At 67.8% G+C, this 25304-nt stretch carries 18 protein-coding genes and 1 tRNA gene; 9 read left to right on the top strand and 10 right to left on the bottom strand.

All coding sequences use genetic code 11. The annotated features are described in order from the left end of the window. Window positions 1-34: 34 nt before the first annotated feature. Window positions 35-1696 carry a DNA repair protein RecN gene (recN, locus tag DB354_RS21205; RefSeq protein WP_107837788.1) on the bottom strand — a complete coding sequence of 554 codons (1662 nt, stop codon included), beginning with the start codon at window positions 1694-1696 and terminating at the stop codon, window positions 35-37. A gap of 425 nt (window positions 1697-2121) precedes the next feature. Here recN and DB354_RS21200 point away from each other — a divergent pair, with 425 nt between their 5' ends. The 5 genes from DB354_RS21200 to DB354_RS21180 all read left to right on the top strand — a co-directional run bounded on the left by DB354_RS21200 (window position 2122) and on the right by DB354_RS21180 (window position 8462). Continuing rightward, entirely contained in the window at window positions 2122-2748 is a 627-nt protein-coding gene (locus DB354_RS21200) for a TetR/AcrR family transcriptional regulator (RefSeq protein WP_107837787.1), read from the top strand. Between the two features lie 54 nt (window positions 2749-2802). After that, a complete protein-coding gene (locus DB354_RS21195) occupies window positions 2803-3897 on the top strand; it encodes an HlyD family secretion protein (protein ID WP_107837629.1) in 1095 nt (364 codons plus the stop codon). 4 nt (window positions 3898-3901) lie between these two features. Further along, on the top strand, window positions 3902-5440 hold the full coding sequence (locus DB354_RS21190; protein WP_107837628.1) for a DHA2 family efflux MFS transporter permease subunit: 1539 nt from the start codon (window positions 3902-3904) through the stop codon (window positions 5438-5440). Window positions 5441-5746: 306 nt separating this feature from the next. Continuing rightward, window positions 5747-6910 (top strand): hypothetical protein, encoded by a 1164-nt coding sequence (locus DB354_RS21185; RefSeq protein ID WP_107837627.1) that lies wholly within the window; start codon window positions 5747-5749, stop codon window positions 6908-6910. Between the two features lie 178 nt (window positions 6911-7088). Beyond that, window positions 7089-8462, top strand: a complete 1374-nt coding sequence (locus DB354_RS21180) for a PRC-barrel domain-containing protein (protein ID WP_158277653.1) — start codon at window positions 7089-7091, stop codon at window positions 8460-8462. Window positions 8463-8617: 155 nt separating this feature from the next. On the opposite strand, the gene DB354_RS21175 is transcribed toward DB354_RS21180, so the two are convergent. The 8 genes from DB354_RS21175 to DB354_RS21140 all read right to left on the bottom strand — a co-directional run bounded on the left by DB354_RS21175 (window position 8618) and on the right by DB354_RS21140 (window position 17500). Beyond that, window positions 8618-8694, bottom strand: a tRNA-Val gene (locus DB354_RS21175). A 242-nt stretch (window positions 8695-8936) separates the two neighbouring features. After that, a complete protein-coding gene (gene ribF, locus DB354_RS21170; protein WP_107837625.1) occupies window positions 8937-9893 on the bottom strand; it encodes a riboflavin biosynthesis protein RibF in 957 nt (318 codons plus the stop codon). 54 nt (window positions 9894-9947) lie between these two features. Then, window positions 9948-10673: a tRNA pseudouridine(55) synthase TruB gene (gene truB, locus DB354_RS21165; RefSeq protein ID WP_107837624.1), complete on the bottom strand. Its 726-nt coding sequence runs from the start codon at window positions 10671-10673 to the stop codon at window positions 9948-9950. A 78-nt stretch (window positions 10674-10751) separates the two neighbouring features. Next, a complete protein-coding gene (locus DB354_RS21160) occupies window positions 10752-11774 on the bottom strand; it encodes a bifunctional oligoribonuclease/PAP phosphatase NrnA (protein WP_233256722.1) in 1023 nt (340 codons plus the stop codon). A 16-nt stretch (window positions 11775-11790) separates the two neighbouring features. Next, the gene (rbfA, locus tag DB354_RS21155; RefSeq protein ID WP_107837622.1) at window positions 11791-12153 is read right to left on the bottom strand and encodes a 30S ribosome-binding factor RbfA; all 363 of its coding nucleotides are present in this window, start codon (window positions 12151-12153) and stop codon (window positions 11791-11793) included. Window positions 12154-12228: 75 nt separating this feature from the next. Next, the gene (infB, locus tag DB354_RS21150; RefSeq protein ID WP_107837621.1) at window positions 12229-14892 is read right to left on the bottom strand and encodes a translation initiation factor IF-2; all 2664 of its coding nucleotides are present in this window, start codon (window positions 14890-14892) and stop codon (window positions 12229-12231) included. Between the two features lie 27 nt (window positions 14893-14919). Continuing rightward, on the bottom strand, window positions 14920-16143 hold the full coding sequence (gene nusA, locus DB354_RS21145) for a transcription termination factor NusA (RefSeq protein WP_107837620.1): 1224 nt from the start codon (window positions 16141-16143) through the stop codon (window positions 14920-14922). A 136-nt stretch (window positions 16144-16279) separates the two neighbouring features. Next, entirely contained in the window at window positions 16280-17500 is a 1221-nt protein-coding gene (locus DB354_RS21140) for a DUF2851 family protein (RefSeq protein ID WP_107837619.1), read from the bottom strand. 167 nt (window positions 17501-17667) lie between these two features. Between DB354_RS21140 and DB354_RS21135 the strand changes: the two genes are divergently transcribed. The 3 genes from DB354_RS21135 to rimO all read left to right on the top strand — a co-directional run bounded on the left by DB354_RS21135 (window position 17668) and on the right by rimO (window position 21977). Next, window positions 17668-18978, top strand: coding sequence for an SAM-dependent methyltransferase (locus DB354_RS21135; protein ID WP_107837618.1), 1311 nt, complete (start codon window positions 17668-17670; stop codon window positions 18976-18978). A gap of 183 nt (window positions 18979-19161) precedes the next feature. After that, the gene (locus DB354_RS21130; protein WP_107837617.1) at window positions 19162-20292 is read left to right on the top strand and encodes a small ribosomal subunit Rsm22 family protein; all 1131 of its coding nucleotides are present in this window, start codon (window positions 19162-19164) and stop codon (window positions 20290-20292) included. A gap of 272 nt (window positions 20293-20564) precedes the next feature. Continuing rightward, entirely contained in the window at window positions 20565-21977 is a 1413-nt protein-coding gene (rimO, locus tag DB354_RS21125; RefSeq protein WP_107837616.1) for a 30S ribosomal protein S12 methylthiotransferase RimO, read from the top strand. Window positions 21978-22255: 278 nt separating this feature from the next. Here the strand turns inward: rimO and DB354_RS21120 are convergent, their stop codons facing one another. Then, window positions 22256-23005: a response regulator gene (locus tag DB354_RS21120; RefSeq protein WP_107837615.1), complete on the bottom strand. Its 750-nt coding sequence runs from the start codon at window positions 23003-23005 to the stop codon at window positions 22256-22258. A 184-nt stretch (window positions 23006-23189) separates the two neighbouring features. On the opposite strand from DB354_RS21120, the gene DB354_RS21115 reads away from it, so the two are divergent. Continuing rightward, window positions 23190-25175: an ATP-binding protein gene (locus tag DB354_RS21115; RefSeq protein WP_107837614.1), complete on the top strand. Its 1986-nt coding sequence runs from the start codon at window positions 23190-23192 to the stop codon at window positions 25173-25175. Window positions 25176-25304: the final 129 nt, after the last annotated feature.

Genomic DNA, 25304 nt, shown 5'->3' with positions numbered 1-25304 from the left:
CGGCTTCCGACCTCCGACCTCCGGCTTCCGGCCCTCACCGCCCGAGCAGTTCCTCGGCGTGCGCCTGGGCGCTCTTCGCGGTACGGTCGCCGAGCATGCGGGCCAGCTCGCTGACGCGCGCCTTGCGGCTCGCCTGGATCGCCTCGATCTCAACCACCGCGCGGTCCTTCGACTGGTCCTTGGTCACGACGAGATGACACGTGGCCTGCGCTGCCACCTGCGGCAGATGCGTGACGCACAGGACCTGGTGATTTTGCGCGATGCCGGCCATCTTCTCCCCCACCACCCGGCCGATCTCACCGCCGACGTTGGCGTCGACTTCGTCGAACACCAGCAGAGGCACATCGTCGAGGTCGGCGAGCACGGTTTTCAGCGCCAACATCACGCGCGCCAGTTCACCGCTGGACGCGATCCGCTGCAGCGGGAGCGCCGCCTCACCCACATTGGGCGAGAAGAGAAACTCAACCTCGCAATCGCCCGCCGGCCCCAGCTGCGACAGCGGCACGATCTTCACCTGAAAATCGGCCTTCTTGAACCCGAGCTGCGCGATTCCCTTGGCCGCAGTCCTCGCAAGTTCCTTTGCCGCCTTCTCACGGCGGGCACGCAGTTCCTGCGCCGCCTTCCGCGCCGCCCGCTCCGCCGTCGCGATCTCCTGGTCGAGCCGTGCAAGTGTGCCTTCCAGATCGCCCTGCACCTCGAGCCGGCGGCGCATGTCGTCGCGCGCGGCGATCACTGCCGCCACGTCGCGGCCATGACGCCGCTTGAGTTCGAGCCACGTGTTCATCCGCGCCGTGATGGTCTCCGCCTGTTCCGGGTCGAACTGCAACTGTTGGCCCAGGGACGAGAACTCGGCGCCCAGGTCGTTCAATTCCACCGAGACCGACGCGAGTCGGTCCGCCAGCGGCTTGCTCGCGGCGTCGATGCCTTCGAGCTGGCGCGCCACGCGGAGCAGCTCCGCCACGCGCGTTTCGACACCATCCTCGCCCGCCAGCCCGTCGGACAGCGTCGACGCCAGGTCGATCAGCTCCTGCGCCCGATTCATCCGCTGAAAATCACGCTCCAAGCTGTCGATGGCCTCATCGGTCAGCTCCAGCTCCTCGATCTTGGCGAGCTGGGCCCGCAAAAACTCCACCTGGTCCGGCGACAGCTTCGTCTCCTCGGTGATGCGCTGACGCTCCGCGACACGCTCCCGCCAGCGGCGATACTGTTCCTGGTAGGCCGCGACTTCGGCGCCAGCCCGGGCAAACAGGTCCAGCAACTCCAGCTGGCAGTTCGTCTTGAGCAGCCGGCGCGGCTCGCTCGGACCGTGGAAATCGATCCAGTGCTCGCCCAACCGCTGCAGTGCCGCGAGGGTCGTGAGGCTGCCGTTGACGCTGATGCGGGGAGCCCTTTCGCGCGGGAGGCTGCGTTTGAGAATCACGAGCCCGTCCTCCGAGGGCGGAAGCTCCAGGCTGGCGAGGACGGCGTCGATCTTCCGCGGCGACTCGAAGTACAGCGACGCCTCGACCTCACAGGCCGGCGCGCCCTGGCGAATGACCGTCTTGTCCGCCCGCTCCCCCGCCAGCAGACTCAAGGCCCCGAGCAGGATGCTCTTGCCCGCACCGGTCTCGCCGGTCACCGCGGTGAACCCCGCCTCGAAATCGAGCGACACTTCCTCAAGCAGCGCGAGATTACGGATCCGGAGGGTCTGGAGCATGCGAGCGATGAGGCCAAAATCCGGCGCGCTTTCAAGCGCCGCGGCAACCAAAGCCGCCCGAGCGTGGTCGCGGCGGGATGGGCCGCGCGGTCGCGTTGCTGTAATGGACTCTGGATACCAACTGGATTCCGGCTGCGACCTCTGCGCGCCACGTTTTTGATTCCCCAACACTCGCGCATTTGCCCGTCATTTGGTCGTTTACGTGATTTCTAGTGCCTTTGCTCACCCGCCTGCCACTCCCCGGAGGCGTGCCGCCCTCGGACCCGCGCACGGCGGGCCCCCACCCCGCCACGCGCAGGTTTCAGACCGTCAGCGTTTTCAGGACCGACCGCCCCCGCCCAACCTCCGGCTTATAGCTGAGCCGCCGCCAAGAATTCTCTCGTGGCCGCTTGCGGCCGCGGGCATCGATGCAAGTGTTCACTTGCATGCCTGCCTCCATCCATCGTCCTGCCTCGCCCGCCGACACCCGCAACCGGCTCATTGCCGCCGCGGCGCGGGTGTTCGCCCGCCAGGGGCTCGCAGGGGCGACAACGCGCGCGATCGCCGAGGAGGCCGGGGTCAATGAGGTCACCTTGTTCCGCCACTTTCAGTCCAAGGACGGCGTGCTGGCCGCGGTCATCGGCCAGAATTTTGGCGACGACCAGCCGGAGCCCGATGTCGCGCCGCCGGCCACGGCCGATCTGCGCGCCGACCTTTTGGCGCACGCCCGCCGCTACGAAAAGCTGCTCAAGCATAACCTGCCGCTCGTGCGCACCATGCTCGGCGAGATCCAGCACCGCCACCGCGACCAGGAAAAACAGGTCTTCCGCGGGATCTTCGCCCCGGTGAAAACCGCCCTGCTCGCCCGGCTCGAGGCGGCGCAAGCCGCCGGCGAACTCCGCCCGGACCTGCCATCCACGCTGCTGGCCGACCTGTTCGCCGGCATGATCTTCACCGGCGTGCTGCGGCGCGCGAACGCCGACCACCGTCTGGAGTACAGCGCCCAGCGTTATCTCGAGGCTGCCGTCGACCTGGTCGCACACGGCGCCTCCTTGCCGGCCACGCGCGGCTAAACGCCCGCCGCGGGCCCCTCCCGGTCCGGCCACCGCCCACCGCCTTCCCTTTCCATGTCTACGCACGCTCCCACTTCCAAATCACCCGCCCGCTCGCGCGGCTCGCGCCTGCGCCGGCGGATCCTGCTCGTCGCTGGACCGGTCGTCCTGCTTGCCGGCGGACTCTTCGCCTATCTGCACGGCGGCCGCGTCGTCACCAGCGACAACGCCTACGTACGCGCCGACAAGCTCACGGTCACCGCCGAGATCGCCGGCGCGGTGAAAGAGGTCTCCGTCCGCGACAACCAGCACGTCACGCCGGGACAGGTCCTCTTCCGGCTCGACGACGAGCCCTACCGCATCGCCGTCACCCAGGCCCGCGCCCAGCTGAGCGCCGTGCGCCTCGAGCTCGCCACCCTCCGCGGCAGCTACCGCCAGAAGCTCGCCGCCATCGACGAGGCGCGCGAACAGGCCGCCTTTGCCCAGCGCGAGCTCCAGCGCCAGGAAGCCCTGAGCGCCACCCACGTCGCGCCCGACGCCGACGTCGACCGCGCCCGCCACGCGCTCGACGCCGCCACGCGCCGCATCGCTGTCCTCGAACGCGACGCCGCCACCACGCTCGCCTCCCTCGGCGGCGCGGACGCCGCCGATGAACAGAATCCCCGCGTGCTCGCCGCCCAAGCCCAGCTCGCCAAGGCCGAGCGTGACCTGCGGCACACCGTCGTCGTCGCCCCAATCGCCGGCGTCGTCGCCAACGTCAGCAATCTGCCCGTCGGCCGCTACCTCCAGCCCGCCCAGGCGGCCTTCGCCCTCGTGGCCACCGACCACGTCTGGATCGAGGCCAACCTCAAGGAGACCGAGCTCACGTATTTGAAATCCGGTGACCCGGTCGACATCGAGGTCGACACCTACCCGCATTTTCACTGGCAGGGCCACGTCGCCGACGTCGGTCCGGCCACGGGCGCGGAGTTCGCCCTGATCCCGACGCAGAACGCCTCGGGCAACTGGGTGAAGACCGTGCAGCGGATCCCCGTCCGCGTGCGCCTCGACACCTCCGATCCCGCCCACCCGCTGCGCGCGGGCATGAGCGCGGAAGTCAGCATCGACACCGGCCACCTGCGTTCGCTGCACGACCTGACGCAGCTGTTCGGCGCCGACCGTCGCGGCTGAGCCGATGCACGCCGCCGCTCCCGCCAGCGCCGCACCCTCGCACCGCGGCGCCATCACGCTCTGCGTGATGCTCGCGACCATCATGCAAGCGCTCGACACCACGATCGCCAACGTGGCGCTGCCTTACATGCAGAGCAGCCTCTCGGCGTCGCAGGACCAGATCAACCTGGTGCTCACGTCGTACATCGTGTCGGCCGCAATCATGATGCCGGCGACCGGCTGGCTCTCGGCGCGGCTCGGCCGCAAGAACCTGTTCCTGGTTTCGGTCGTCGGCTTCACCCTCGCCTCCGTGCTGTGCGGCCTGGCGATGTCGCTCGGGCAGATGGTGTTCTACCGCCTCCTGCAGGGCGTCTTCGGCGCCACGCTCGTGCCGCTCTCGCAGGCCGTCCTGCTGGACGAGTATCCGCGCGAAAAACACGGCGCCGCCATGGCGATGTGGGGCGTGGGCGTGATGGTGGGCCCGATCCTGGGGCCGACCCTCGGCGGCTGGCTGACCGAGACCTACAACTGGCGCTGGGTGTTCTACATCAACCTGCCGGTCGGCATCCTCACCTTCCTCGGGCTCTCGGCCTACCTGCACCGCGGCGAACCCAAGCGCGGGTTGTACTTCGACTGGTTCGGCTTCCTCACGCTCGCGCTGGCAATCGGCTCGCTGCAGATGCTGCTCGACCGCGGGGAACAGCTCGAGTGGTTCGACTCCCCCGAGATCGTGATCGAGGCCGCGCTGTCGGTCCTCGGCGCCTACCTGTTCGTGACGCACAGCCTGACCGCCGAACGCCCCTTCCTCGACATGCGGCTCTTCCGCGACCGGAACTTCGTCACGGGCATGGTCTTCATCTTCGTCGTCGGCATCATTCTCCTGGCCACGCTCGCCCTCCTCACGCCGTTCCTGCAATCGCTCCTGCAGTACCCGGTGATGCGCGCCGGCATGCTCCTGGCGCCGCGCGGCATGGGCACCATGCTCGCGATGATGCTCGTCGGGCGCCTGGTGACGCGCGTCGACCCGCGCGGACTCGTGGCGGTCGGGCTGCTGCTCACCGCGCTCGCGCTCTGGCAGATGAGCCGGTTCTCACTCGACGTGACGTCCACCATGTTGATCACGAGCGGCGTAATCCAGGGTCTCGGGCTGGGCTTCCTCTTCGTGCCCTTGAGCACGATGACGTTCGCCACGCTGCCCGCCGACCTCCGGACCGCCGGCACCGCGCTCTACAGCCTGTCGCGCAACCTCGGGTCGAGCATCGGCATCTCGGTCGTGATCTTTCTCCTGGGCCAATACGCCCGGCAATCGCACGCCACGCTGGCGGAGCATATCTCGCCCTTCCGGCTGCCCATGCAGCAGCTGCCGGCCACGCTCGATGTTACGACCGACACCGGCCGCGCACTGCTGGACCGGCTCGTCACGCAGCAGGCGACCCTCCTGGCTTACCTCGCTGATTTTCGCGTGATGCTCGTCGTCGCGCTCGCCGCGCTGCCGCTGGTGCTGCTGATGCGCCATCCGAACCATCGTTCGGGCGACACCGAACTCAGCGCCGCGATCGAATAGCGTCGTCGCAGGGTTGCCGTCGGTGTGGGCCCCGCTGCGTCCACGGGCGCCAACAGCGGAAGCAGACCAGCCCCGCGGCAAGGGATGCTGCCTGAGATAACTAGCCAAATCTGGCTAGTTATCGCCTGTAACTAGCCAGATTTGGCTAGTTATCTCCGTTTCGGTACCCACCGAACGGGCGCCGGCCGCCGTGTTCAGAGCTCGTGAATCGCGCAGGTGGCCTCGCCTTTCGCGTCGTCGGCACCCGCTATGGCCGCCAAGAGTTCCGGCGTCGCGGCCTAGGTTGGGCCGCGCCGTTCCCAGCTCATGCGTCCTCTTCGTCGAGTCCTGCTCCTCTGCGCGCTGCTCGCGCCCTGCCTCGGGCGGGCGGACGTCGCGCTCGGCGATTCGGAGGCCCAGGTTCTGGCGGAGCTCGGCGCGCCCACGGGCTCGATCGTCGCGGGCCCGCGCAAACGGCTCACCTTTCCCCAGGGCGCGATCACGTTTCGCGACGGCAAGGTCGCCGAGTTCGACCGGGCCATGGCGGAGTGGCTCGAGCGCCGGCGCCGGGGCGAGCCGTCCAGTACTCCCGCGACCGCGCCGGAGTCCCCGGAGCCGTTGTCGAACTCCGCCCTGCTTGCGCCCGCCGCCACGCGACGCGGCGCCCGCCCCGAACCGCTGCTCCAGCCGCTGGGCGCGCCGGCTGTCGGCATCGTGCCGCAGCTCCGGCTCACCACCCGGCTCCACTCGAATCTCGCCGGCTACTTCACGGGCGACGCCCGTCGCGCCTGGGCAGCCTATGCGGCGCAAGACAAGACCGAACCCGTCGAGCCCGCCCTCGCCCTGGAGTACGCGCCCGGAACCCAGGCGGCGTTCCTGTACGTGCCGCCCGCCTACACGGGCCGGGAGGCGTTTGGTGTCTGCGTCGACGTGCGTCCCGTGGCGGCCGGCGGCTTTCCCCGCGAGTACGCCGCGGTCTGCGATGAGCGCCGGCTGATCTGGGTTTCGCCCTATCGCGCCGGCAACGACGCGCATTCGGTGCGCCGCTGCCTCCTCGCCCTCGATGCGCTCACGACCGTCCGGCAGCTCTATCGGATCGACGAGCGCCGCATCTACGCCGGCGGCTTCTCGGGCGGAGCCATGATCGCCGCCGAGCTGGCGCTCCTCTTTCCCGAACTGTTCCGCGGGGCCGTCATCCGCAGTCGCGGCGTTTACCTTCTGCCCGTACGCACCGCGGACCATCGCCGCTGGGCCAGCGAGCTCCCGTTCCTGGCGGAGCCGCAACTCCGGCTGCTCGCCGGCAGCGGCCTGCGCATCGCGTTCGTGAGCGGCACGCGCGACCCGAATTTCGTCCATGTGCAGCGCTCGGTCACCCAATGGAATGAGCTCGGGTTCGCGACGAAGGGGTTTGAGGTTCCCGAGCTCGGCCACGATGAGACGCCGGCGGCCACGTTCGCCGAGGCCCTTCGCTGGCTCGACGGCAGCCCGTAACCGGGTTCCCGGCGCGGCCCAACTCGCGTAACCTTCGAGAGCGCAGTCGCCCGGCGGAATTCTCGCGGCGCGGCCGGCACCAAGCCGCCGAGCGCCTGACGATGGCAACGCCAGCGGCCGGCGCGGTCCCCAGCGGGAGAGCATGGGGTGCCCAGCCATGGTCCGCGGCGCTCGAATCATGAAAACTCCCTCCGTTTCCCTCGTCGGCAGTCTCGCCGCGGCCGCCCTGGCGGTCTTCGTCGCGTCCGCTGCCGCCCAGTCCTCCACCCCACCTTCGTCTTCGCCGCCGTCGTCGTCTGCCTCGCCTCAGGCGCAGGGTCCGACCTCCGGCCGGTCACCGTCCGCAGTACCTGCCGATCCTGCCGCCGACGGCCAGGTTCGTCCCAATGACGCGCCGCTCACGGCCGCCGAGCGGGTAAGCCCGGCGGATCCCGCCTTTCAACCGACCAACCAGTCGCTCCGCGTCGCCAGCGACGACGACCGCAAGTGGTCCGCCGACAAGCTCGCCGGCCGCAAGGTCCGCAGCCGGGACGGCGACGAAATCGGCACGTTGAAGGACTTCCTCATCGAACCGGTCTCCGGCAAGGTGCGTTTCGCGGTGATCTCCACCGGCGGCGCCCTCGGCATCGGCGACACGCTCCATCGCGTGCCGTTCGAACAGTTGAAACCCGCCTCGAATCCCGACGACGGCTACACCCTGCCCCTCGCGCGCGCCGACCTCGACCGACTGCCGAAGATCGATGAGGAGCAGTTCGAGGAGGACAAAGTTGTTTCCGCCGACGGCGCCGCGCGTTCGCCGTACGACGCGGTGGTCCGCGCCACGAAGCTCAAGGACCGCAACGTGCAGGCCGGCGGCAACGTGATCGGCAACATCGAGGGCGTGCTCGTGCCCCAACACGGCAGCACCGCCGCCCTGCTGATGAAGACCGAGAACAGCGATCCGACCGACCCGGTCTTCGCGGTCTCGCTTGAGCGGGTGACCATTCCAACCGGCACCAAGGCCGCGCTCGTCGCCGATCTGCCGCCCGGCGACCTGCGGAAGCTCACCTTCGCGAGCCGCACCTACACCGGACGAATCTCGACCGCCCCCGATGCCGCGACCCTCGTGGAAAGCAATCCCACCGCTCCGTCCCCGCTCGGCGCGCCATCTGCCTCCAATGGGAGTCGCGCGCAGGACTCGAGCGCGTCAGCGGCCGCGTCAACCGCCAGCGGCCACACCGCCGCCGCGGGTAGCGTGGCGTCCACCACGCCCCACAACAGCGCCGCGGCCGACCTCGGCACGCAAACGCCCGGGCTCACTCCGACCGGCCAGACCAGCGCCGACCAGACACCGCCCGGAGAGCCCTCCCTCATCAAGAGCGTCCAAGCCGTGCGGCAGGCCCTCGACTCTGATCCCGAACTCGCACGCGTCGACGTCACCGTCGCGCCCGAAGACGGGAAGGTCTTCCTCCGCGGCCACGCGCCCAACGAGTCCGTGCGCGACGCCATCGTGAAGAAGGCCCAAGCCGCCGCCCACGGCGCCGACGTCGAATCGCGCCTGCGACTGCAGTAAGCCCGCGCCGATCGCCTCCGGGGACAGGGCCATCTCCACCGGGGGAAATCAGGCAAATCCACCGGTCGCGATGACGATTTTCCAACGTCGCGGCGACGCGTAACCCAGAAAACAGCAAAGCCGCTAACCTATTTATGTTAGCGGCTTTAGGCGAATGGTGGACCCTACTGGACTCGAACCAGTGACCTTTTCCATGTCAAGGAAACGCTCTAACCAACTGAGCTAAGGGTCCGGGAGAATTTGAGCTGGCAACTAAGCACGAGCAGGCCGGGGCTCCGCAAGGAAAATTTCCTCAGGAATTCGCGGCGGATATTGCCCCAAATCTGCGCTCGGAAATCAGCGCCAACAGTCCGCTAAAGCCGCGTTGCCCGGCGACGCGACGCTCTCCCGGGACGCCTCGGCTCCTTGGTCCCGGCTCCGGCGGCGCATCCGGTCGGCCCGCGCATCCGCGGGACACCCGCCCGCAAGTCGTCGTTACGCCGGCCGCGGCGCTAGCAGGCGCTCCGCCTCCGTACGATCCGCGGTGATCTGGGCGCGCAGCGCATCGAGCCCGGCAAACTTCATCTCGGGCCGGAGAAAATGCCGCCACTCGACCGTGATGCGGTCGCCGGCATCGTACGGACACGCGCCGAGCAGATGGACTTCGAGCTTGGGTTCCGTCGCGTTTTCGACGGTGGGTCGCAGGCCGTAATTGGCGACGCCGGGCAACCGCGCTTTGCCGTCCGGGCCGACCACCTCCACCGCATACACGCCGAAGCGCGGCCGCAGCTCCGGTGACCACGTGAGGTTGAGCGTGGGAAAGCCGAGTGTACGCCCGAGCCGCTTGCCGGTCGCCACCACGCCGCGCGCGAAGTAGCGGTAGCCGAGCAAGGCGTTGGCGGCCTCGATTTCGCCCGCCGTCAGGTGCGAGCGGATACGGGTGCTGCTCGCCGGCTCGTCATTCACCGTCAGGCGCCGTGCGGTGTGCACCTCCAGGCGCAGCGCCGCGCCAGAGCGCGCCAGCAACTCCGCGTTGCCGCGGCGGCGATGCCCAAACTGGAAGTTCTCGCCCACGTAAACCGCCACCAGCGACGGCAGTCGCTGCTGCAGCCACGGCAGAAATGCCTCGGCCTCGAGCTGGGCAAACTCCGTCGTGAACCGCTCGGTGATGACGGCGTCGATCCCGATCGTCGCGAGGACCTCCGCTTTCGTGGCGGGATCCTGGATCAGGCGGGTTGGGTCCTGCGGACGAAACAGCGCGCTGGGGTGCGGCCAGAAGGTGAGCACAGCGGCCACGCCACCGGTCGCGCGCGCGGCGCGCACAGCCGGGCCGATCACGGCGCGATGGCCGAGGTGCACGCCGTCGAACATGCCAATGGCGAGATGCAATGGGCCAGCCGGCAGCCGGGCGTCGCCCACTCCCTCAAATTGCAGCGGCAGGTTCGTTTGCATCCAAGCCTCTCTCCGGCGGCAGAAACGCGTGGCTCCGCGGCGGACCCTTGCGCGCTAGAGCACGAAGCTCGGCACCGCGTCGCGCGGCGCGATCAGGCGCGCCTCGATCTCGGCGGGCTTCATGGCCTGCAGTTGCTCAAGCGTGACGGCCTGCGACACGTGAAACTTGGACGTCGCGGTGCGCCGCAGGGCCGCGAGATGCGCGCCACAGCCGAGCTTCTGGCCCAGGTCGTGCGCGAGCGTCCGGACGTACGTGCCCTTGGTGCAGCTCAGCCTGAAGTCGAACTGCGGCAGCGCGAACCGGGTGATCTCCCAGTTCATCACGCGGATGAAGCGCGGCTCGCGGACGACCTCCTCGCCCTTGCGGGCGGATTTGTAGAGCGGCACGCCGTCGATCTTGATGGCCGAGTACATCGGTGGCGTCTGGTACTGGTCGCCCAGGAAACCCTTGATCGCGGCCTGCACCTCCGCCTGCGTGAGCGGCGGCACCGGGCGCGTCTCCATCATCTCGCCGTCGGCATCCTGCGTGTCGGTCACCTTGCCGAGCTCGACCGTGCCCTCGTACTCCTTGTCGAGGCTGATCAGGTACTGGGAAATGCGCGTGGCCTTTCCAACCAGGATGATCAACAGCCCGGTGGCCATGGGATCGAGCGTGCCGGCATGGCCGACGCGCTTCATCTTCAGGATCCCGCGCAGCCGGGCGACCACGTCGTGCGACGTGTGATCGCGCGGCTTGTCGATGAGGAGGATACCTTCGAGTTCTTTGGGTTGGACGAGCATTCCGATCTGCGGAGTAGGACTGACGTGGACGTGAAAGACGGGGGAGGCCGCGGCCCGCTCCGGGTCGCGGCGCGGCGCTCAGTGGCCCGGCGCCTTCTTCGCGGCGTCGACGGCCGCCAGCCGTTCGGCGAACGCGGCGACGAGCCGGGCGTAGAAGTTCTCGGTGTTCTGCTTGAGGTTGAGGCCGGCGGCGCACGCGTGGCCGCCGCCGTTGAACTTGGCCGCGACGAGATCGAGGCGGTACGCCGGATCCTTGGCCCGGAGGCTCGCCTTGAACGTGCCGTCCGCGCGCTCCTCGATCAGGGCGCCAATATCCACGCCGTCGATACTACGCGCGTAATCGACCAGCCCCTCGGTGTCCTCCGTGTTGGAGCCGGTGGACTCGAAGATCCCGGCGGGGAGGATGCCCACGCAGACGCGGCGGTTGCACTCGAGCCGGAGCGACGCGAGGAAGTGCTGCAGCAGCTTGAGCTTCCCCTCCGTCTCGCGCTCGTAGAGTTGGTAGCCGGCGTCGGCCGGATGCGCGCCGCGGGCGACCAGTTCGCCGGCCAGCACGAAGCAGCGGCGCGTGGTCGAGTTGAACCGGAACTGGCCGGTGTCGGTCATGATCCCCGTGAACAATGCCTGGGCGGTCTGGGCGTCGATCGTCAGCCCGAGGTCGAGAAAGATGCCGGCCAGGATCTCGCAGGTCGCCGCGGCCGCGCTGTCCACGAGGCTGAACGGCGCGAACCCCACGTTGGAAAGGTGGTGGTCGATGGCGGCGACCGGCGCCGGGTAGCGGCCCTTGAGCCGATCGCCGGCGCGGGCATGATCGGCACAGTCGACGAAGATCGCCGCGCGCTGCTCGGGCGAATGGAGCACGTCGTCGGTCCGGTAGAAGGTCATTCCCTGGGCGAGGAACTGCAGCCGGCGCGGGATCGGGTCGGGGTTGACGCAGATCACGTCGAAACCGCGGCTGCGCAGGACGCGCGCCAGCGCCACCTGCGAGCCGATGCAGTCGCCGTCGGGACGCGCGTGGCCGATGACCACGAGCTTCTGGCCCGCCAGGCTGGCGAGCAGACGGTCGAACTCCTGGGAAAGCGGGGGGAAGAATTTTTCCACGATGCGCGTCAAGGCCTCATTCCTCCGGCGACGGCTTGGGCCGCGGATGCTCGATCTCATCGAGCACCTGCAGGATGCGCGCGCCGCGGCTGGCCGAGCGGTCGAGCACGTACTCGAACTTCGGCAGGTATTTCAGGACGATGTGGCGGGCGACCTCGTCGCGGATCTCCGGCGCCTTCTGCCGCAGCCAGGCCAGCTTGGCCTCGGCCACCTCGTCGGAGCCGACGATCGAAACGAAGACGCGGGCGTCCCGCAGGTCGGGAGCGACCCGGACCTCGGTGATGGTGATGGCGACGGCCTCGCTCTGGTAGCGTTTGCGCAGGATGTCGCTGATCTCGCGCTGGACGAGTTCGTTCACCCGAAGCGTGCGGTTGGACATGGGAATGGGTCGCGGCGGGCGGGCCGGGCTCGGAAGGCTGGCCGCCCGAGACTCCCGCCCGCCCTCCCCGCTGCGTTACAGGGAGGCTCTGACCTTTTGGATGTCGAACGACTCGATGACGTCGCCCGGCTGGTAGCCGTTGAACTCGTCGAGCTTCATGCCGCATTCGAGGCCGGCGCGGACTTCGTTCGCGTCGTCCTTGAAGCGCTTGAGCGTGGCGATCTTGCCCTCGTGCACGATCTCGCGACCGCGGCGCAGGCGCGCCGTGGCGTTGCGGATGATCTTGCCCTCGGTGACGAGACAGCCCGCGACAAAACCCTTGGCGAGCGGGAACACCTGGCGCACTTCGGCGGCGCCGGTCTTGATTTCCTTGGTGTCGGGCTCGAGCAGGTCGGCCATCATCTCGCGGACCTTGTCGCCGAGTTCGTAGATGATCTCGTACGTCTCGATGCGCACGCTGTGATGCTTCGCGAGCGGGGTGACGCCGTTCTCGAGGCGGGTGTTAAAACCGATGATGACGGCGCCGGCGGCGCTGGCCATGAGGACGTCGTTCTTGGTGACGAGCCCGACCTCGATCGAGACGATCTCCAGCGAGACCTTGGTGCTCTTGATGCCCTCGAGGACGTTGCGCACGGCCTCGGAGGAGCCAAACACGTCGGTCTTGATGATGACCTTGAGGGTCTTCTGCTGGGTCGCGGCGATGTTGGCGAAGAGCCGTTCGACGGAGACTTCCTTCGGCGCGGCGGCCGCGGTGGTGGCCTCCTTCTTGAGGCGCAACTGCTCCTCTTCGGCGAACTTCTCGGCTTCGCGGGCGTTCTTCACGACCCGGAACGAGGTGCCGCTATCCGGCGTACCACTCCAGCCGATGACGCGCACCGGGGTGGCGGGACCGGCTTCCTTCACGTTGGCGCCCTTGTCGTCGAACATGGCGCGGACCTTGGCGTAATTGGGACCGCAGACGATCGCGTCGCCCACGCGGAGGGTGCCGCGCTGAACGATGACGGTCGCGAGCGGGCCGCGGCCAAAGTCGATCTCGGACTCGATGATGATGCCGCTGGCTTCCGCCTTCGGATTGGCCTTCAGCTCGAGGACGTCGGCCTGGAGAAGAATCATCTCGAGCAGGTCGTTGATGCCGGTGCCCTTGATGGCGGAAACCGGCACGGTGATGGTCTCACCACCCCAGTCTTCCGGCGCGATGCCGCGTTGCTGCATCTGGGCCTTCACCTGGTCGAGGTTGGCACCCTTCACGTCCATCTTGTTGACGGCGACGATCAGGGCGAAGCGCTCGGCGTGCTGTTCCTTTTCGGCGAGCGCGATCTTCAGCGCCTCCTCGGTCTGCGGCATGAAGCCGTCATCCGCGGCGACGACGAGAATGGCGACGTCGGTGGCGCTGGCGCCGCGCGCACGCATCTTGGTGAACGCAGCGTGGCCAGGAGTATCGAGGAAGGTGATCTTCCGGTTGTTGTACTCGATCTGGTAGGCGCCGATGTGCTGGGTGATGCCACCCGCCTCGCCGGCGGCGACATTGGCCTTGCGGATCGCGTCGAGGAGAGAGGTCTTGCCGTGGTCGACGTGACCGAGGATGCAGACCACCGGGGGACGGGTGACGAGGTTCTTCTCCTCGTTCTCCTCGACCGGCGCCTTCTTCTCCTTCTTCTCCTTCGCGGCCTGCTGCGCCGCGGCATCACCGCGGTGCTTGATCTCGAGCATGAAGCCGTACTTCTCGGCGACTTTCTGCGCGACGGGCTCCTCGATGGTGGAGTTCATCGCGGCAAAACCGACGAGCTGGTTGAGCTCGGAAATCAGCTTGAACGGCTTGAGCCCGAGCGCGACGGCGAAGTCACGGACGACGATCGGCGGCTTGAGATGGAGAACCTTGATCTCGCCGGGGGCCGCGGGCGTGGCGGCGGACTGGGCCTGCGGCATCGTCACGGCCGGCGCGGCGCCAGGGAGCGGCGGCGGCTTGGGCGCGGCCACCGGGACATGGCGCGGCGGCAGGGGCGGCGGCATGGCGGGAGCCTTGGGCGGCGCAGAATGGACCGGCGGCGGAGGCGGCGGCGCAGAAACGGGACGATGGACCATGGGGGCCGCGACCGGAGGAGGCGCGGAGTGAACGGGAGGGATGCTGGGCGCCGGCTTCACGCTCGGGATCGCCGGCGGCGTCGGCGGCGTCGGCGGAGCCGAGTGCACCGAAGCAGGAGCATGCGCGGACGGCGCGGGCGGCGTGCGCGGAATGGGCGGCAGCGCCGGCGGACGCGTCACCGGAGGCGGCGCGGAAACCGGGCGCGGCGTCGGCGGCGGCGCCGAAACGGGACGCGGGGCAGAGACGGGGGCCGGAGCCGGCGCGGAGGCCGGGGCCGGGGCGACAGCAGCGGCGGCGGCAGCCGCGGCAGCCTTGGCGGCGGCGACCTTCGCGGCCGCTTCACGCTCGAGATCCTGCACCGACTTCACGCGCACACCGGAGGGTAGGACAACCTTCGGCGCGCCGGGCGTTTCAGCGCGGTCGGTGCCGGCCGGAGTTTCGTCGGTACGCGGAGCGATGGGCGCCTCAGCGTGGGCCGGAGCGGCCGACCGCTTCGACGCGAACTCCTCGCGCAGCGCCGACGCACTGATGTTGTCCACGGTGCTTGAGACAGACTTCACATCCGGAGCGATGATTTTGCGCTCTTTGAGCAGCGCCAGCAGCTCCTTGTTCTCCAGGCCGAGTTCTTCGGCCAGCTTGTGAATACGAATGCTCATGCAGCGGTAAACTTCTGTGAGGTAGGGTTATTGGCGGACGCGGGTGATGATGTCGGCGGCCTCTTCAGCCGTGAACCCGGCGCCTTCGAGGTCGCTCGGCTCGACGCCTTCAAACAATTCGAGCGAGACGAAGCCGGCCTTGACCAACCGGAGCGCCTGCTCCTCGGGAATGCCAAGTTGCGCGACCAGCTTGCGCTTGGCGTCGCCCTCGGGATCCGCACCAACGGCCTTGAACTCCTCGATGTCGAGGCGCCAGCCGATCAGGCGGGAGGTGAGGCGGGCATTCTGGCCCTTGCGGCCGATCGCGACGGCGAGGTCGTCAGTGGCGACCTTGAGGAGGATGCGATGGGTCTTTTCGTCGAGGATGATCTCGCGCGGGACGGCGGGCTTGAGGGCCTCGATGATCATCTCTCGCGGGTCCGCAAAGTACTTGATGATGTCGATCTTCTCGCCGCCGAGTTCGCGCACGATCGTCTTCACGCGCGCACCGCGGGCGCCGACGCACGCGCCGACCGGGTCGACCTTCGGATCGCCACTCGTAACCGCAATCTTGGTACGATAACCGGGTTCGCGGGCGAAAGCCTCGATCTTGACCGTCCCATCAGCCACTTCGGTGACTTCGAGTTCGAACAGGCGGCGGACAAACTTCGGGCTGGCGCGGCTGAGGATGATCTCCGGACCACGCGGCGTGTTCTGGATTTCCATGAGCAGACAGCGGATACGCTCGCCGGGCTGATACTCCTCGCCCGGGACCTGCTCCTTGCCGGGCATGACGGCCTCAGCCTTGCCCAAATCAATGTACAAGTCGTTGCGTTCCCGACGCCGCACGGTGCCGGTCACGATGTTGCCGACCTGATCCTTGAAATCGTCGTAGATTCGGTCCTTTTCGAACTGACGCAGCCGCTGCATCACCGCCTGTCGGGCGGTTTGTGCGGCGATTCGGCCCAGCGTCGACGGATCGACTTCCTTCTCCAAAATTTCCCCGAGTACCGCGCCTGCCTTAAGGGCCTGCGCCTTTTCTAGGTGAATCTCTGTCTTGGGGTTACTAACCGAATCAACCACCTTGAGCACCGCCCACGCCTTTAGCTGACCGTTCTTCGGGTTAATCTCGATCTTGAGCTCCTGGCCCGAGTTAACGCCTTTCTGGGCCGCCGTCTTAAGGGCATTCGTAATCGTGGCGATCATGTCGGCACGCGGGATGCCCTTCTCCTTCTCCATGTACTCCAGGACGGAAAGTATTTCGCTGCTCATAGATGATGCTCGATAGGGAAAAAAAAAGCGGGCCGCATGGCCCACTTCTTGGAAAGTGAGTGGTTTTGAGTCGGCGAACGTATCTTCTGGTGCGAAATATTGTCAAGCCCGCCGCCCTGACGTTTCGGGATAGAAATCAGCGTCGGACTTCACGCTCGATCAGCCACCCAAGCAGCCCTTGCGCAAGGCCATGGCAAAACGGCTGGACCCGTCCGTCACACACGCCGAGCTGGCGCAAACCAGCGGCTACAAAGGGAGGTACGTCACCGCCAAACCAGTGGAACCACCAGCCACGGCGGTCGTCAGACCGTGACCTTGCTGCGAGCAGCGGCAGAAACGCGTCACACACCAGGTTGTCCAGCCGGCTTCCGCCCACGGCATCCGCTCCGACTTCTTCCGCCAGCTGATCCCTTACTGCCGGCAGTCGGTGCAGTCGCCGCTGCGTGCGTGTCTCTCCGGCGGCCGGAATCGCGGGAAGCATCTCACCCCAACGCGCCAGTTCCGCCGGCCACGAGGGTTTGGCGGCCACCCAGGCCGCATATTGCCGGAGGCGCGCCCGCGGCTGATTTGCCGGCCGCACGCCTTGCACGCTCCAGGCATCGGCTTCAATGGCGAGCACCTCCTCCATCCCTACCCGCCCTGCGGCCCAATCGGCCAGCGGCCAACGCGCGGCAACCCGGAGCATCGGCGCGCGGTTGTAACGATACCCAAGCACCTCAAGCGCGGCGTGATGACAGGAAGCCTCCCACCCAAGGCGCTGCAGCCGCAGTCCCGCAAAATGCACCTTCTGTCGCCAGCGGCCCGCGGCATAGAGTTCCAGCAACGTCCTCAGGTCGGCGGGCGCATGGACCGCGAGTTCGTTCGTCAGTCGCGCGGCCGGTCGGTTTGCCAACAACTCCACCGCCTCTTCCGCCGCGTACTCCTCAAGGTCGTGGTGCAGCAGCGGGAGCAGCGCCAGCATCGGAATCTCTGCCCCACCGGCGCCGCGCGTCACGTAGCCCCGCTCCGGCGGGAACAGGACGACGTGCAACAACACTCCCGCATACGCCGGGTCGCGCGCATGCGCGTGGGCGTCCCAGTCCGACGCCCGCAGGTGCAGTTCGACGTCGCCCACCACCTCGGGACCGTCCGCGAATCGCAGCCGGGCTAGCTTGAAGTCCGGCCCGCCCAGCAGGTTCCAGCGTCCCGGGTGCACGACCTGCACCCGCCGGCCGTCCACCGTGCGCGCCGCGCGCACATCAAAGTCACGCCGCAGCCAGATCTTCTGCAGCAGCTTCTCCGGAAACGAAAAGGCGCCATACAGGCCCTGGATCTCAGCGAGGCCGCCGGCAACGGATTCGATCAGTGGGTTGTGCACGCCCTACGGGCTAGTTCACGCGGAGCTTCAAGACAAGCTACGATTGCTTATAATTATTTTCCTTTACCATAAACGAGACGCCGTTCGCGCGCGTTGCACGGTCGCCTCCGTTCCACCGCCCCGAGATGCGGGTTGCGCCGGCGTCCGCTTTTTGCGGCACTCGCGGCATGAACGTCCCCGCCCGCGACCGGTTTCTCGAACTCCTGCGCACCGCGCTGCAGGAGGGCTCGCTGGTCAAGCTCACGCTGGGCAAACACCGCGGTGCCGATGCCACGCTGCGCAACCTGTTCGTGCGCCCGGTCCAGCTAAAATCCGGGACCCACCTCGCGTTCGTCTGGCGCCACGCCACGCGCGACATCACCAAGAACGTCGCCCCCGCCGCCGCCCTGGCCCAGCTCGAGCCACTCCTCGGCCGCGACTTTCTCGACGCTCACCTTTTCACTCAGACGCAGTCGGCGCAGTTGGAGACTCAGCCCGATGGCTCCGCCCGCCTCCGCGTCCAAGCCACCGCCGCCTCGCCCGGCCACGGCGCGCCCGCAGGTGCGCCGACTGCCGGCGCGCACGACGCCGCCCGGCATTATCTCATTCCCCCCAATGCCCCCTGGCTGCGCGGGCTCGGGGTCATGAATGACCGCGGCCAGCCGCGCGAGGGCATGGCCGACAAGCACCGGCAGATCCAGAAGTTCGCCGAGCTGCTGTCGCACCTGGTGGCGGAGGCATTCCCCGCATCCGACGTCTCGTCCGCCTCCGGCGCCGACGCGCCCGACGCCACCGCCGCGTTGGCCGCGCCCTCCCCTGCCACGCCACTGCACGTCGCCGACATGGGCAGCGGCAAGGGGTATCTCACCTTTGCCGTCGCGGCGCTCCTCGGCAACCGGGCACGAGTCCAGGGCATCGAGGCGCGTCCCGAACTCGTCGCGCTCTGCAACCGCATCGCCCAGGCCGAGGGCATGGGCGAACATCTCTCCTTTGCCGCCGGCCACATCGCCGACACCCCGCTGCCGCACTGCGATATCCTGATCGCACTGCACGCGTGCGACACGGCGACCGACGACGCCCTCGCCCGCGGGATTCAGGCGGGCGCACGGCTGATCGTCGTCTCGCCGTGCTGCCAGAAGGAACTTCGTCGGCAATTGCAGGCGCCGCCGGTCCTCGCCGACGCGCTCCGCCACGGCATCTTCCAGGAACGCCAGGCCGAGTTCGTCACGGACGCGCTGCGGGCCCAGTTGCTCGAATACGCCGGCTATCGCACCAAGGTCTTCGAGTTCATCTCCACCGAGCACACCGCGAAAAACCTGATGATCGCAGCCGTCCGCACCGTCACGCCCGGCGCCGACCCGGAGACTGCCGCCCGCCTGCGCGCCTTTGCCGCTTTCTACGGTATTCGCCAACAAGCGCTCGCCAGTCACCTCGGCGTGAGCCTCCTTCCCGAGCGGCCCTTCGTGCCGCCGCTCCCCGGCGAGACCTCCGACGCCTAAAGCCCTCGCGCGCGTTCCAGCGTCCAAGGAACCTCCGTCCGCGGCGACGCGGCCCTTGTCACCGCACTTGCCTCCACCCAACTGCCGCGCTTACCGATGCACCGCGATGCCTCGATCCTGCACCCTCCGCCTCCGTCTCCCTCTGCGCTTCCGCGCGGGGCGCTCTGAACCACGTCCGGCGTCATGACCTGGGACGATATCGACTGGTCGATTCTCGATCGGCTGCGGGGCACATTTCTTTCCGGCACCCCGACCGGCGGCCCCTACTGGCAATCGCCGGAAGACCTCGCCAACTACGACTTCACCTATGGCGAGCGCATTGGCTGGAAGTGGGACCAGGTGCTGCGCGAACTGCGCCTGCGCGGCTGGCGTCCGCAAGGCCGCACCGTCCTGGACTGGGGCTGCGGCAGCGGCATCGCCGGCCGCCGCGTCATCGCCGCGCTGGGAGCCGAGTCGTTCGATGCCCTGACGCTTTGGGATCACTCGCCCGTGGCCTGCGACTACGCCGCGGACGCGGCGCGGCACGCGTTTCCGAGGCTCAGCGTCCATCAGGCAACGCCCGGCTACTTCAGCGGCACCGAGCGCATCGGGCTCCTGCTGCTCAGCCATGTGCTCAATGAGCTGCCGGCGGCCGCGCGCGACGAACTGCGCCTGCTGTGCGTGCGCGCCGACGCCATCCTCTGGGTCGAGCCCGGCACGCACGACGTGAGCCGGCAACTCGGCGGTTTCCGCGAACAACTTCGGGGCAGCGGCTTTCGCGTCATCGCGCCCTGCACCCACGAAAACGAGTGCCCGATGTTCGCGCTCGGACGCGAACGCGACTGGTGCCATTTCTTCGCCCCGCCGCCAGCCGAGATCTTCGCCGACTCCAATTGGGTGAAGTTCGGCCACCGCGCCGGAATTGACCTGCGCAGCTTGCCCTACGCCTTCCTCGCGCTCGACCGACATCAGGCACCCGCCGTGCCGCCGGTGTCGGACCCGCGCGGCGTCGAGCTGGCCACGCTCGATCCCAACGCGCCCGAGGCAGCCGCCGTTCGCGCTGAGGCCGCAGCTGCAGGCTCCGAACACCCCGGCGGCGCCGCCGGCTCCGCACTCGCGCCCGAAGACCTGTCGCGCGTGATCGGCCGGGTGGAGCATTTCAAACCCTACGCCCGGCTCCTCAATTGCGACGCCACCGGACTCAACGAACTCGAGCTGCCGAAACGCGCCGACCCCGCGCTCTTCAAGCAACTCGAACGCACCAAGGCCCCGCTCGTTTATCGCTGGCGCCGGGAAGGCAAACGTATCCTCGGCGGCTCGCCGCTCGCCGGATGAGCCTCTGGCTGGGCGCTTGACTCACCCCGCCGGCTCTGAAACATCGCCCGTTCACTCTCTCAATTCCTATGGGCCAACAATCCAACAAGATCATCAAACGTAGCCGCCGTGCCGCCTATCTGAAGCGCAAGAAGGAGCGTATCAAGGCGGCCAAGAAGAAGTAAGCGCGCGTTTCTTTCGATCTGACCGCCGCGGCCCCGATCTGTCGGGGCCGTTTTTGCATCGGTCGCCTCCCTTCGCGTCGGCCCCTCGGCGCGCCGCCTGTTTCCCACATGATCAAGGTTAGTCTCATCTCGCTCGGCTGCGCCAAGAACCTCGTCGACAGCGAAATCATGGTCGGCCACCTCCACCAGGCTGGCATGACCGTCGTGCCCGAGGCCGAAAAGGCCGACGTCGTCATCGTCAACACCTGCTCGTTCATCGACTCCTCCAAGGAGGAATCGATCTCGCACATCCTCCAGGTCCACGAGAGCCGCGGACTCAAGAAGCGCCGCCACGACCAGAAGCTCATCGTGGCCGGCTGCATGTCCCAGCGTTTCGCGAAGGACCTGCCTCACGCCATGCCGGAAGTCGACGCCTTCATCGGGCTCGATCAGGTCACGCAGGTCGCGCCCATCATCGAGGAGATCTACGCGAAGGAGCGCGGCCGCAACGAGTCGCCGGCGACCTTCATCGCGGGACGCTCCACGTACATTCCGGATTACGACACGCCGCGCTTCCGGCTCACGCCGCGGCATTTCGCCTACATCAAGATCGCCGAGGGCTGTAATCACCCCTGCACCTTCTGCATCATCCCGCAGATCCGCGGCCGCCACCGCAGCCGCACCGTCGAAAGCGTCGTCGCCGAGGCGCGCCAGCTCGTCCGCGAGGGCGTGAAGGAGATCAACCTGATCTCCCAGGACACGACGTTCTTCGGCATGGACACCTGGGAGCAGCGGCCCAATCCGCGCACCCCGGTCGACTCCTCCCGCGGCACCGCCCTCACCACCCTGCTGCGCCAGCTCAACGCGATCGAGGGCGATTTCTGGATCCGCCTGCTCTACACGCACCCGGCCCACTGGAGTGATGAACTCATCCGCACGATCGCCGAGTGCCCCAAGGTTGCCCGCTATATCGACATTCCGCTGCAGCACATCAGCGACCACATGCTCGGGCTGATGCAGCGCGAAACCTCCTCCGCGTACATCCGCGATCTTGTGAAACGCATCCGCGCCGGCATTCCGGGCATCGCGGTGCGCACCACCTTCATCGTCGGTTTCCCCGGCGAGACCGACGCCGACGTCGACGAGCTCTGCGCCTTCATCGAGGAAACCCGGTTCGAACGGCTCGGCGTCTTCCGCTATTCCCAGGAGGAAGGCACGCGCGCCGCCAAGATGGAGGGCCAGATTGCCAAGAAGACCAAGGAAGCGCGCTGGCATCGCGTGATGAAGCTGCAGCAGGAAATCGCCGCCCGCGTCAGCGAATCCGCCGTCGGCCGCACGCTGAAGGTCCTCGTCGAGGAACCCGGCGTCGCCCGGGGCGAAGCCGATGCGCCGGATATCGACGGCCGCGTGTATGTGCCCATCACGGTCCCAGTCGGTGAGTTCGCCCAGGTGAAGATCACCGGCTACGAGAACTACGATCTCCTCGCGCTTCCTGCCGGCACCGAACCCGTCACCCGCAAGGTCGCGCGTCAGGCGCAATAACGCTGGGGCGCGCCCCGGCGCCCCCCAGCCGCGACGTGCCTGCGGTCCGCCGCCACCGCACGCGTCGCCGGATCGATCCCGGGCCGGGCGTGCCGGCGAGTATCTGGACATTATCCCGCCAGTATCCGGACATTATTCGGCAAGTATCCGGACATTATCGCAACACACTCTGTTCAGGGCGCTTATAATTGCACCCCTCGTCCCCTTCATATCCTGCGACGACCAAAATGGCGCGGCCGTTTTGATTAGCAGCCTGTCGGACCTCGTCCGCCAAGCAGCTACCCGATTGTGTCGAGCATCTCCCGCAGCCGATCGATGTCCGGCTGCAGCGTATCGCCGAGGTGCTGGGTCTTGCGCAGCCCAGCCTCGATCTCCGTCGAAGCAGTCTTCGTCCGATAAGGAGCCAGCGCCGCCTCGGCGTCTTGGAGGCGAGCGGCAACCGCGGCGGCGCCCAGCGATGCCAGCATTTGTTTGAGCGCCGACGCTCTCACCGCCAACGCGGACAGTCTTGCATGGTCAGTCGCTCGCCGGGCATCGGCGGCCCACATGTCCGCGAGCCGCACGTAGTGGCCCAGGAGTTCACGGTGGGCGTCTTGGTCGATCCCGTACCGCTGCCGCGCCGCGGGCAGGTCGCGTAGGACCGGGATCGACGTCGGCGACGGGCGGCAAACCAGCGCGACCTTCTCCAGCACCGTGCCGCGCGTAAAGGGCTTCACCAGGAAGTTGCTGATGCCGCGCGCCGCCACGGCGGCGACCGTCGTGCGGTCAGTGTTTCCCGTGCAGATGATCACCGGCAGCGCCGAGAACCGCGGGTCCTTCCGCACCCGGGTCAGCCAATCCACTCCGTTCATGCCGGGCATGGCCAGATCGAGGATCGCGAGCTTGATATCGGGATGCGCCTCCAGCGTCTCCCACGCCTTGGCGCCATCTTCCACGGGCAACGGGTCATAGCCCGCCTGCGCCGAACCGAGAATGTCGACCATCAGCGCGCGTGAAACGGGGTCATCTTCGGCGATCAGTATCTTCATGGCGGCGTAAGCGGCTTCGGTAGCGCAGTTGACCCCATCCCGCCACAAGATTCCCAGCTCAATTCCAGGGCGGCAACGGTCATCATATTCGCGCTTTTCTCCCCGGCCTTTGCGTCGATAAAACAACTGGCGCGGCCCGGCCGCCGCTCCTCACTCCACCCTCCAGGCGGCCGCGCCCCGGCGCATGCCTCTGCTCCCCATCGTCAAATACCGGCTCGATTTTCTCGCCTTCGCCGTTCTGGCGCTGGCGGGCCTCTGGCTCTGCCGTCACATCCTGCGGGAGCGCGGCGCCGGCATGCGTTTCCCTCGCACGGTGGAAATCATCACCCTGGTGCTGGTGATCCTCGGCGGACTCCTCGCGGATATCTCGGCACGCCGGCAGAAGAACTTCCTCATCTCGATCTTCGCCGGCTTCGGTCCGTCCTACGCCGACGGGATCAGCCGCCTCGGCCACGCCCGCATCACCGTCAACACCCCGCCAGATGACCCGACCTACCTCGCGCTCATCGCGGCGGAAAGGAACTGGCTTCGCCTGAATCCGCTGATCGCCGACATCTACACCGTGCGCCTGGGGGAGGACGGCAAGGTCCGGTTCATCGTCGACTCCGAGACGGACTACGACGGCAACGGCCGGATCGACGGTGAACGCGAGCAGCGCACCGCCATCGGCGAAGTCTTCCCTGATGTCACCCCGGCCTTCCTTGAGGCGTTTGCCGGCCGACCCGCGTTCGATACCACCCTCGTCCCCGATCGCTGGGGCGTGTGGGTCACCTCATTGACCCCGATCTTTGACGAGTCCGGCAAGGTGGAGGCCGTCGTGGGCATCGACTACCCCGGCGCCGCCTGGCTCAGCAGCATCGCGGCGCGGCGCGCCCTGATGCTCACCACGATCCTGTTCGTCATCGGGCTCATGCAGTCGGCCGCCGCCCTCCTCTCGCTCATGCGGGGCGAGATCGCCAACCGCGCGTCGGCGCAGGCCGCGCTCCAGGAGGCCAAGGCCGAGGCGGAGCGCGCCAACCGCGCCAAAGGCGAATACCTCGCCGTGATGAGCCACGAGATTCGCACGCCCCTCAACGCCATCACCGGCTATGCCAGCATGCTCGAGGACAGTCCCCTTGACGCGATCCAGCAGCGCTACGTGCAGACGGTCCGTCGCGGCGCCACCTGCCTGGTCGACCTGCTGAACAACATCCTGGACTACTCCCGGATCGAGGAAGGGAAGCTCGACCTCGAAGAGGCGCCGTGCGCCCCGGCGGAAATCGCCCGCGAAGTGGTCGACCTGCTCGCCGCCAACGCGCACGAGAAGAACGTTTCCCTCGTGTTCCGCGACGAGCTCGGCGGCCCCCTCGTCATCCTCGCCGACCACGCCCGCCTGCGGCAGGTCGCGATGAACCTCGTCGGCAACGCCGTGAAGTTCACCGCCACGGGCAGCGTCGTCGTCACGGCAACGTGGACGCAGGGTTCGTCGGTCCCGCCGAGCGGTATCCTGACGCTCACCGTGACCGACACCGGCCCGGGCATCGCCCCCGACATCCTTCCGCATCTGTTTCAGATGTTCGCCCAGGGCAGCACCAGCGTCGCCCGTCGCCACGGCGGTTCCGGCCTCGGCCTCGCCATCTCCCGCCGCCTCGTCGAGATGATGCACGGCAAGATCAACGTGCAGAGCCAACTGGGCGTCGGCAGCGAATTCACCGTCACGATCCCGGCGCGCAGCGTTCCGCCTCCCGCCGACGCCGAGCCGGCACCGCCGGCGCCGGCCCCAAGCATCGGTGACCCGAAGGAACTCCACTTCCTCGTCGTCGATGATGATCGCGTTAATCGCGAGGTGCTCCGTGCCATGCTCGCCTCCGGTGGTCACACCTGCGACCTCGCGAGTTCGGGCACCGAAGCCGTCTCCCTCGCCGGCCGCAACCACTACGACGCCATCCTCATGGATATTGCCATGCCCGACATGGACGGGCTGGCGGCCACGCAGCAGATCCGGGCCAATCATCCGGAGCGCCATACGCCCATCGTCGCCGTCACCGCCGGCACCGGGAAATACGACCGCGAGCGCTGTGAAGCCGCGGGCATGGATGATTTCATACCCAAGCCCATCAGTCGCCCCGTCCTGCTTTCGAAGCTCGCCGACCTCTGCGCGCCCAAGACGCCGCCGCCCGGCAGCGCCTGAGCCCGCGAGCCGCGCGCCAGGGTCCCGTCGTCACTCGGTGTGGACGTGCGACACGGCCGGCCCGGTGGTACTACGTACTGCGTTTTCGGTACGCGCATCGGGACTACTACGATGCTGCAGGGAGTTGGC

Source organism: Opitutus sp. ER46, assembly GCF_003054705.1.
GTDB lineage: Bacteria > Verrucomicrobiota > Verrucomicrobiia > Opitutales > Opitutaceae > ER46.
The sequence above is the reverse complement of the archived record's forward strand: the minus strand, read 5'-3'. Positions and strand labels throughout refer to the sequence as shown.

Coding starts and splice junctions, on each gene's coding strand:
- recN (WP_107837788.1), bottom strand. CDS start 1,696: ATGCTCCAGACCCTCCGGATCCGTAATCTCGCGCTGCTTGAGGAAGTG.
- DB354_RS21200 (WP_107837787.1), top strand. CDS start 2,122: ATGCCTGCCTCCATCCATCGTCCTGCCTCGCCCGCCGACACCCGCAAC.
- DB354_RS21195 (WP_107837629.1), top strand. CDS start 2,803: ATGTCTACGCACGCTCCCACTTCCAAATCACCCGCCCGCTCGCGCGGC.
- DB354_RS21190 (WP_107837628.1), top strand. CDS start 3,902: ATGCACGCCGCCGCTCCCGCCAGCGCCGCACCCTCGCACCGCGGCGCC.
- DB354_RS21185 (WP_107837627.1), top strand. CDS start 5,747: ATGCGTCCTCTTCGTCGAGTCCTGCTCCTCTGCGCGCTGCTCGCGCCC.
- DB354_RS21180 (WP_158277653.1), top strand. CDS start 7,089: ATGAAAACTCCCTCCGTTTCCCTCGTCGGCAGTCTCGCCGCGGCCGCC.
- ribF (WP_107837625.1), bottom strand. CDS start 9,893: ATGCAAACGAACCTGCCGCTGCAATTTGAGGGAGTGGGCGACGCCCGG.
- truB (WP_107837624.1), bottom strand. CDS start 10,673: ATGCTCGTCCAACCCAAAGAACTCGAAGGTATCCTCCTCATCGACAAG.
- rbfA (WP_107837622.1), bottom strand. CDS start 12,153: ATGTCCAACCGCACGCTTCGGGTGAACGAACTCGTCCAGCGCGAGATC.
- infB (WP_107837621.1), bottom strand. CDS start 14,892: ATGAGCATTCGTATTCACAAGCTGGCCGAAGAACTCGGCCTGGAGAAC.
- nusA (WP_107837620.1), bottom strand. CDS start 16,143: ATGAGCAGCGAAATACTTTCCGTCCTGGAGTACATGGAGAAGGAGAAG.
- DB354_RS21135 (WP_107837618.1), top strand. CDS start 17,668: ATGAACGTCCCCGCCCGCGACCGGTTTCTCGAACTCCTGCGCACCGCG.
- DB354_RS21130 (WP_107837617.1), top strand. CDS start 19,162: ATGACCTGGGACGATATCGACTGGTCGATTCTCGATCGGCTGCGGGGC.
- rimO (WP_107837616.1), top strand. CDS start 20,565: ATGATCAAGGTTAGTCTCATCTCGCTCGGCTGCGCCAAGAACCTCGTC.
- DB354_RS21120 (WP_107837615.1), bottom strand. CDS start 23,005: ATGAAGATACTGATCGCCGAAGATGACCCCGTTTCACGCGCGCTGATG.
- DB354_RS21115 (WP_107837614.1), top strand. CDS start 23,190: ATGCCTCTGCTCCCCATCGTCAAATACCGGCTCGATTTTCTCGCCTTC.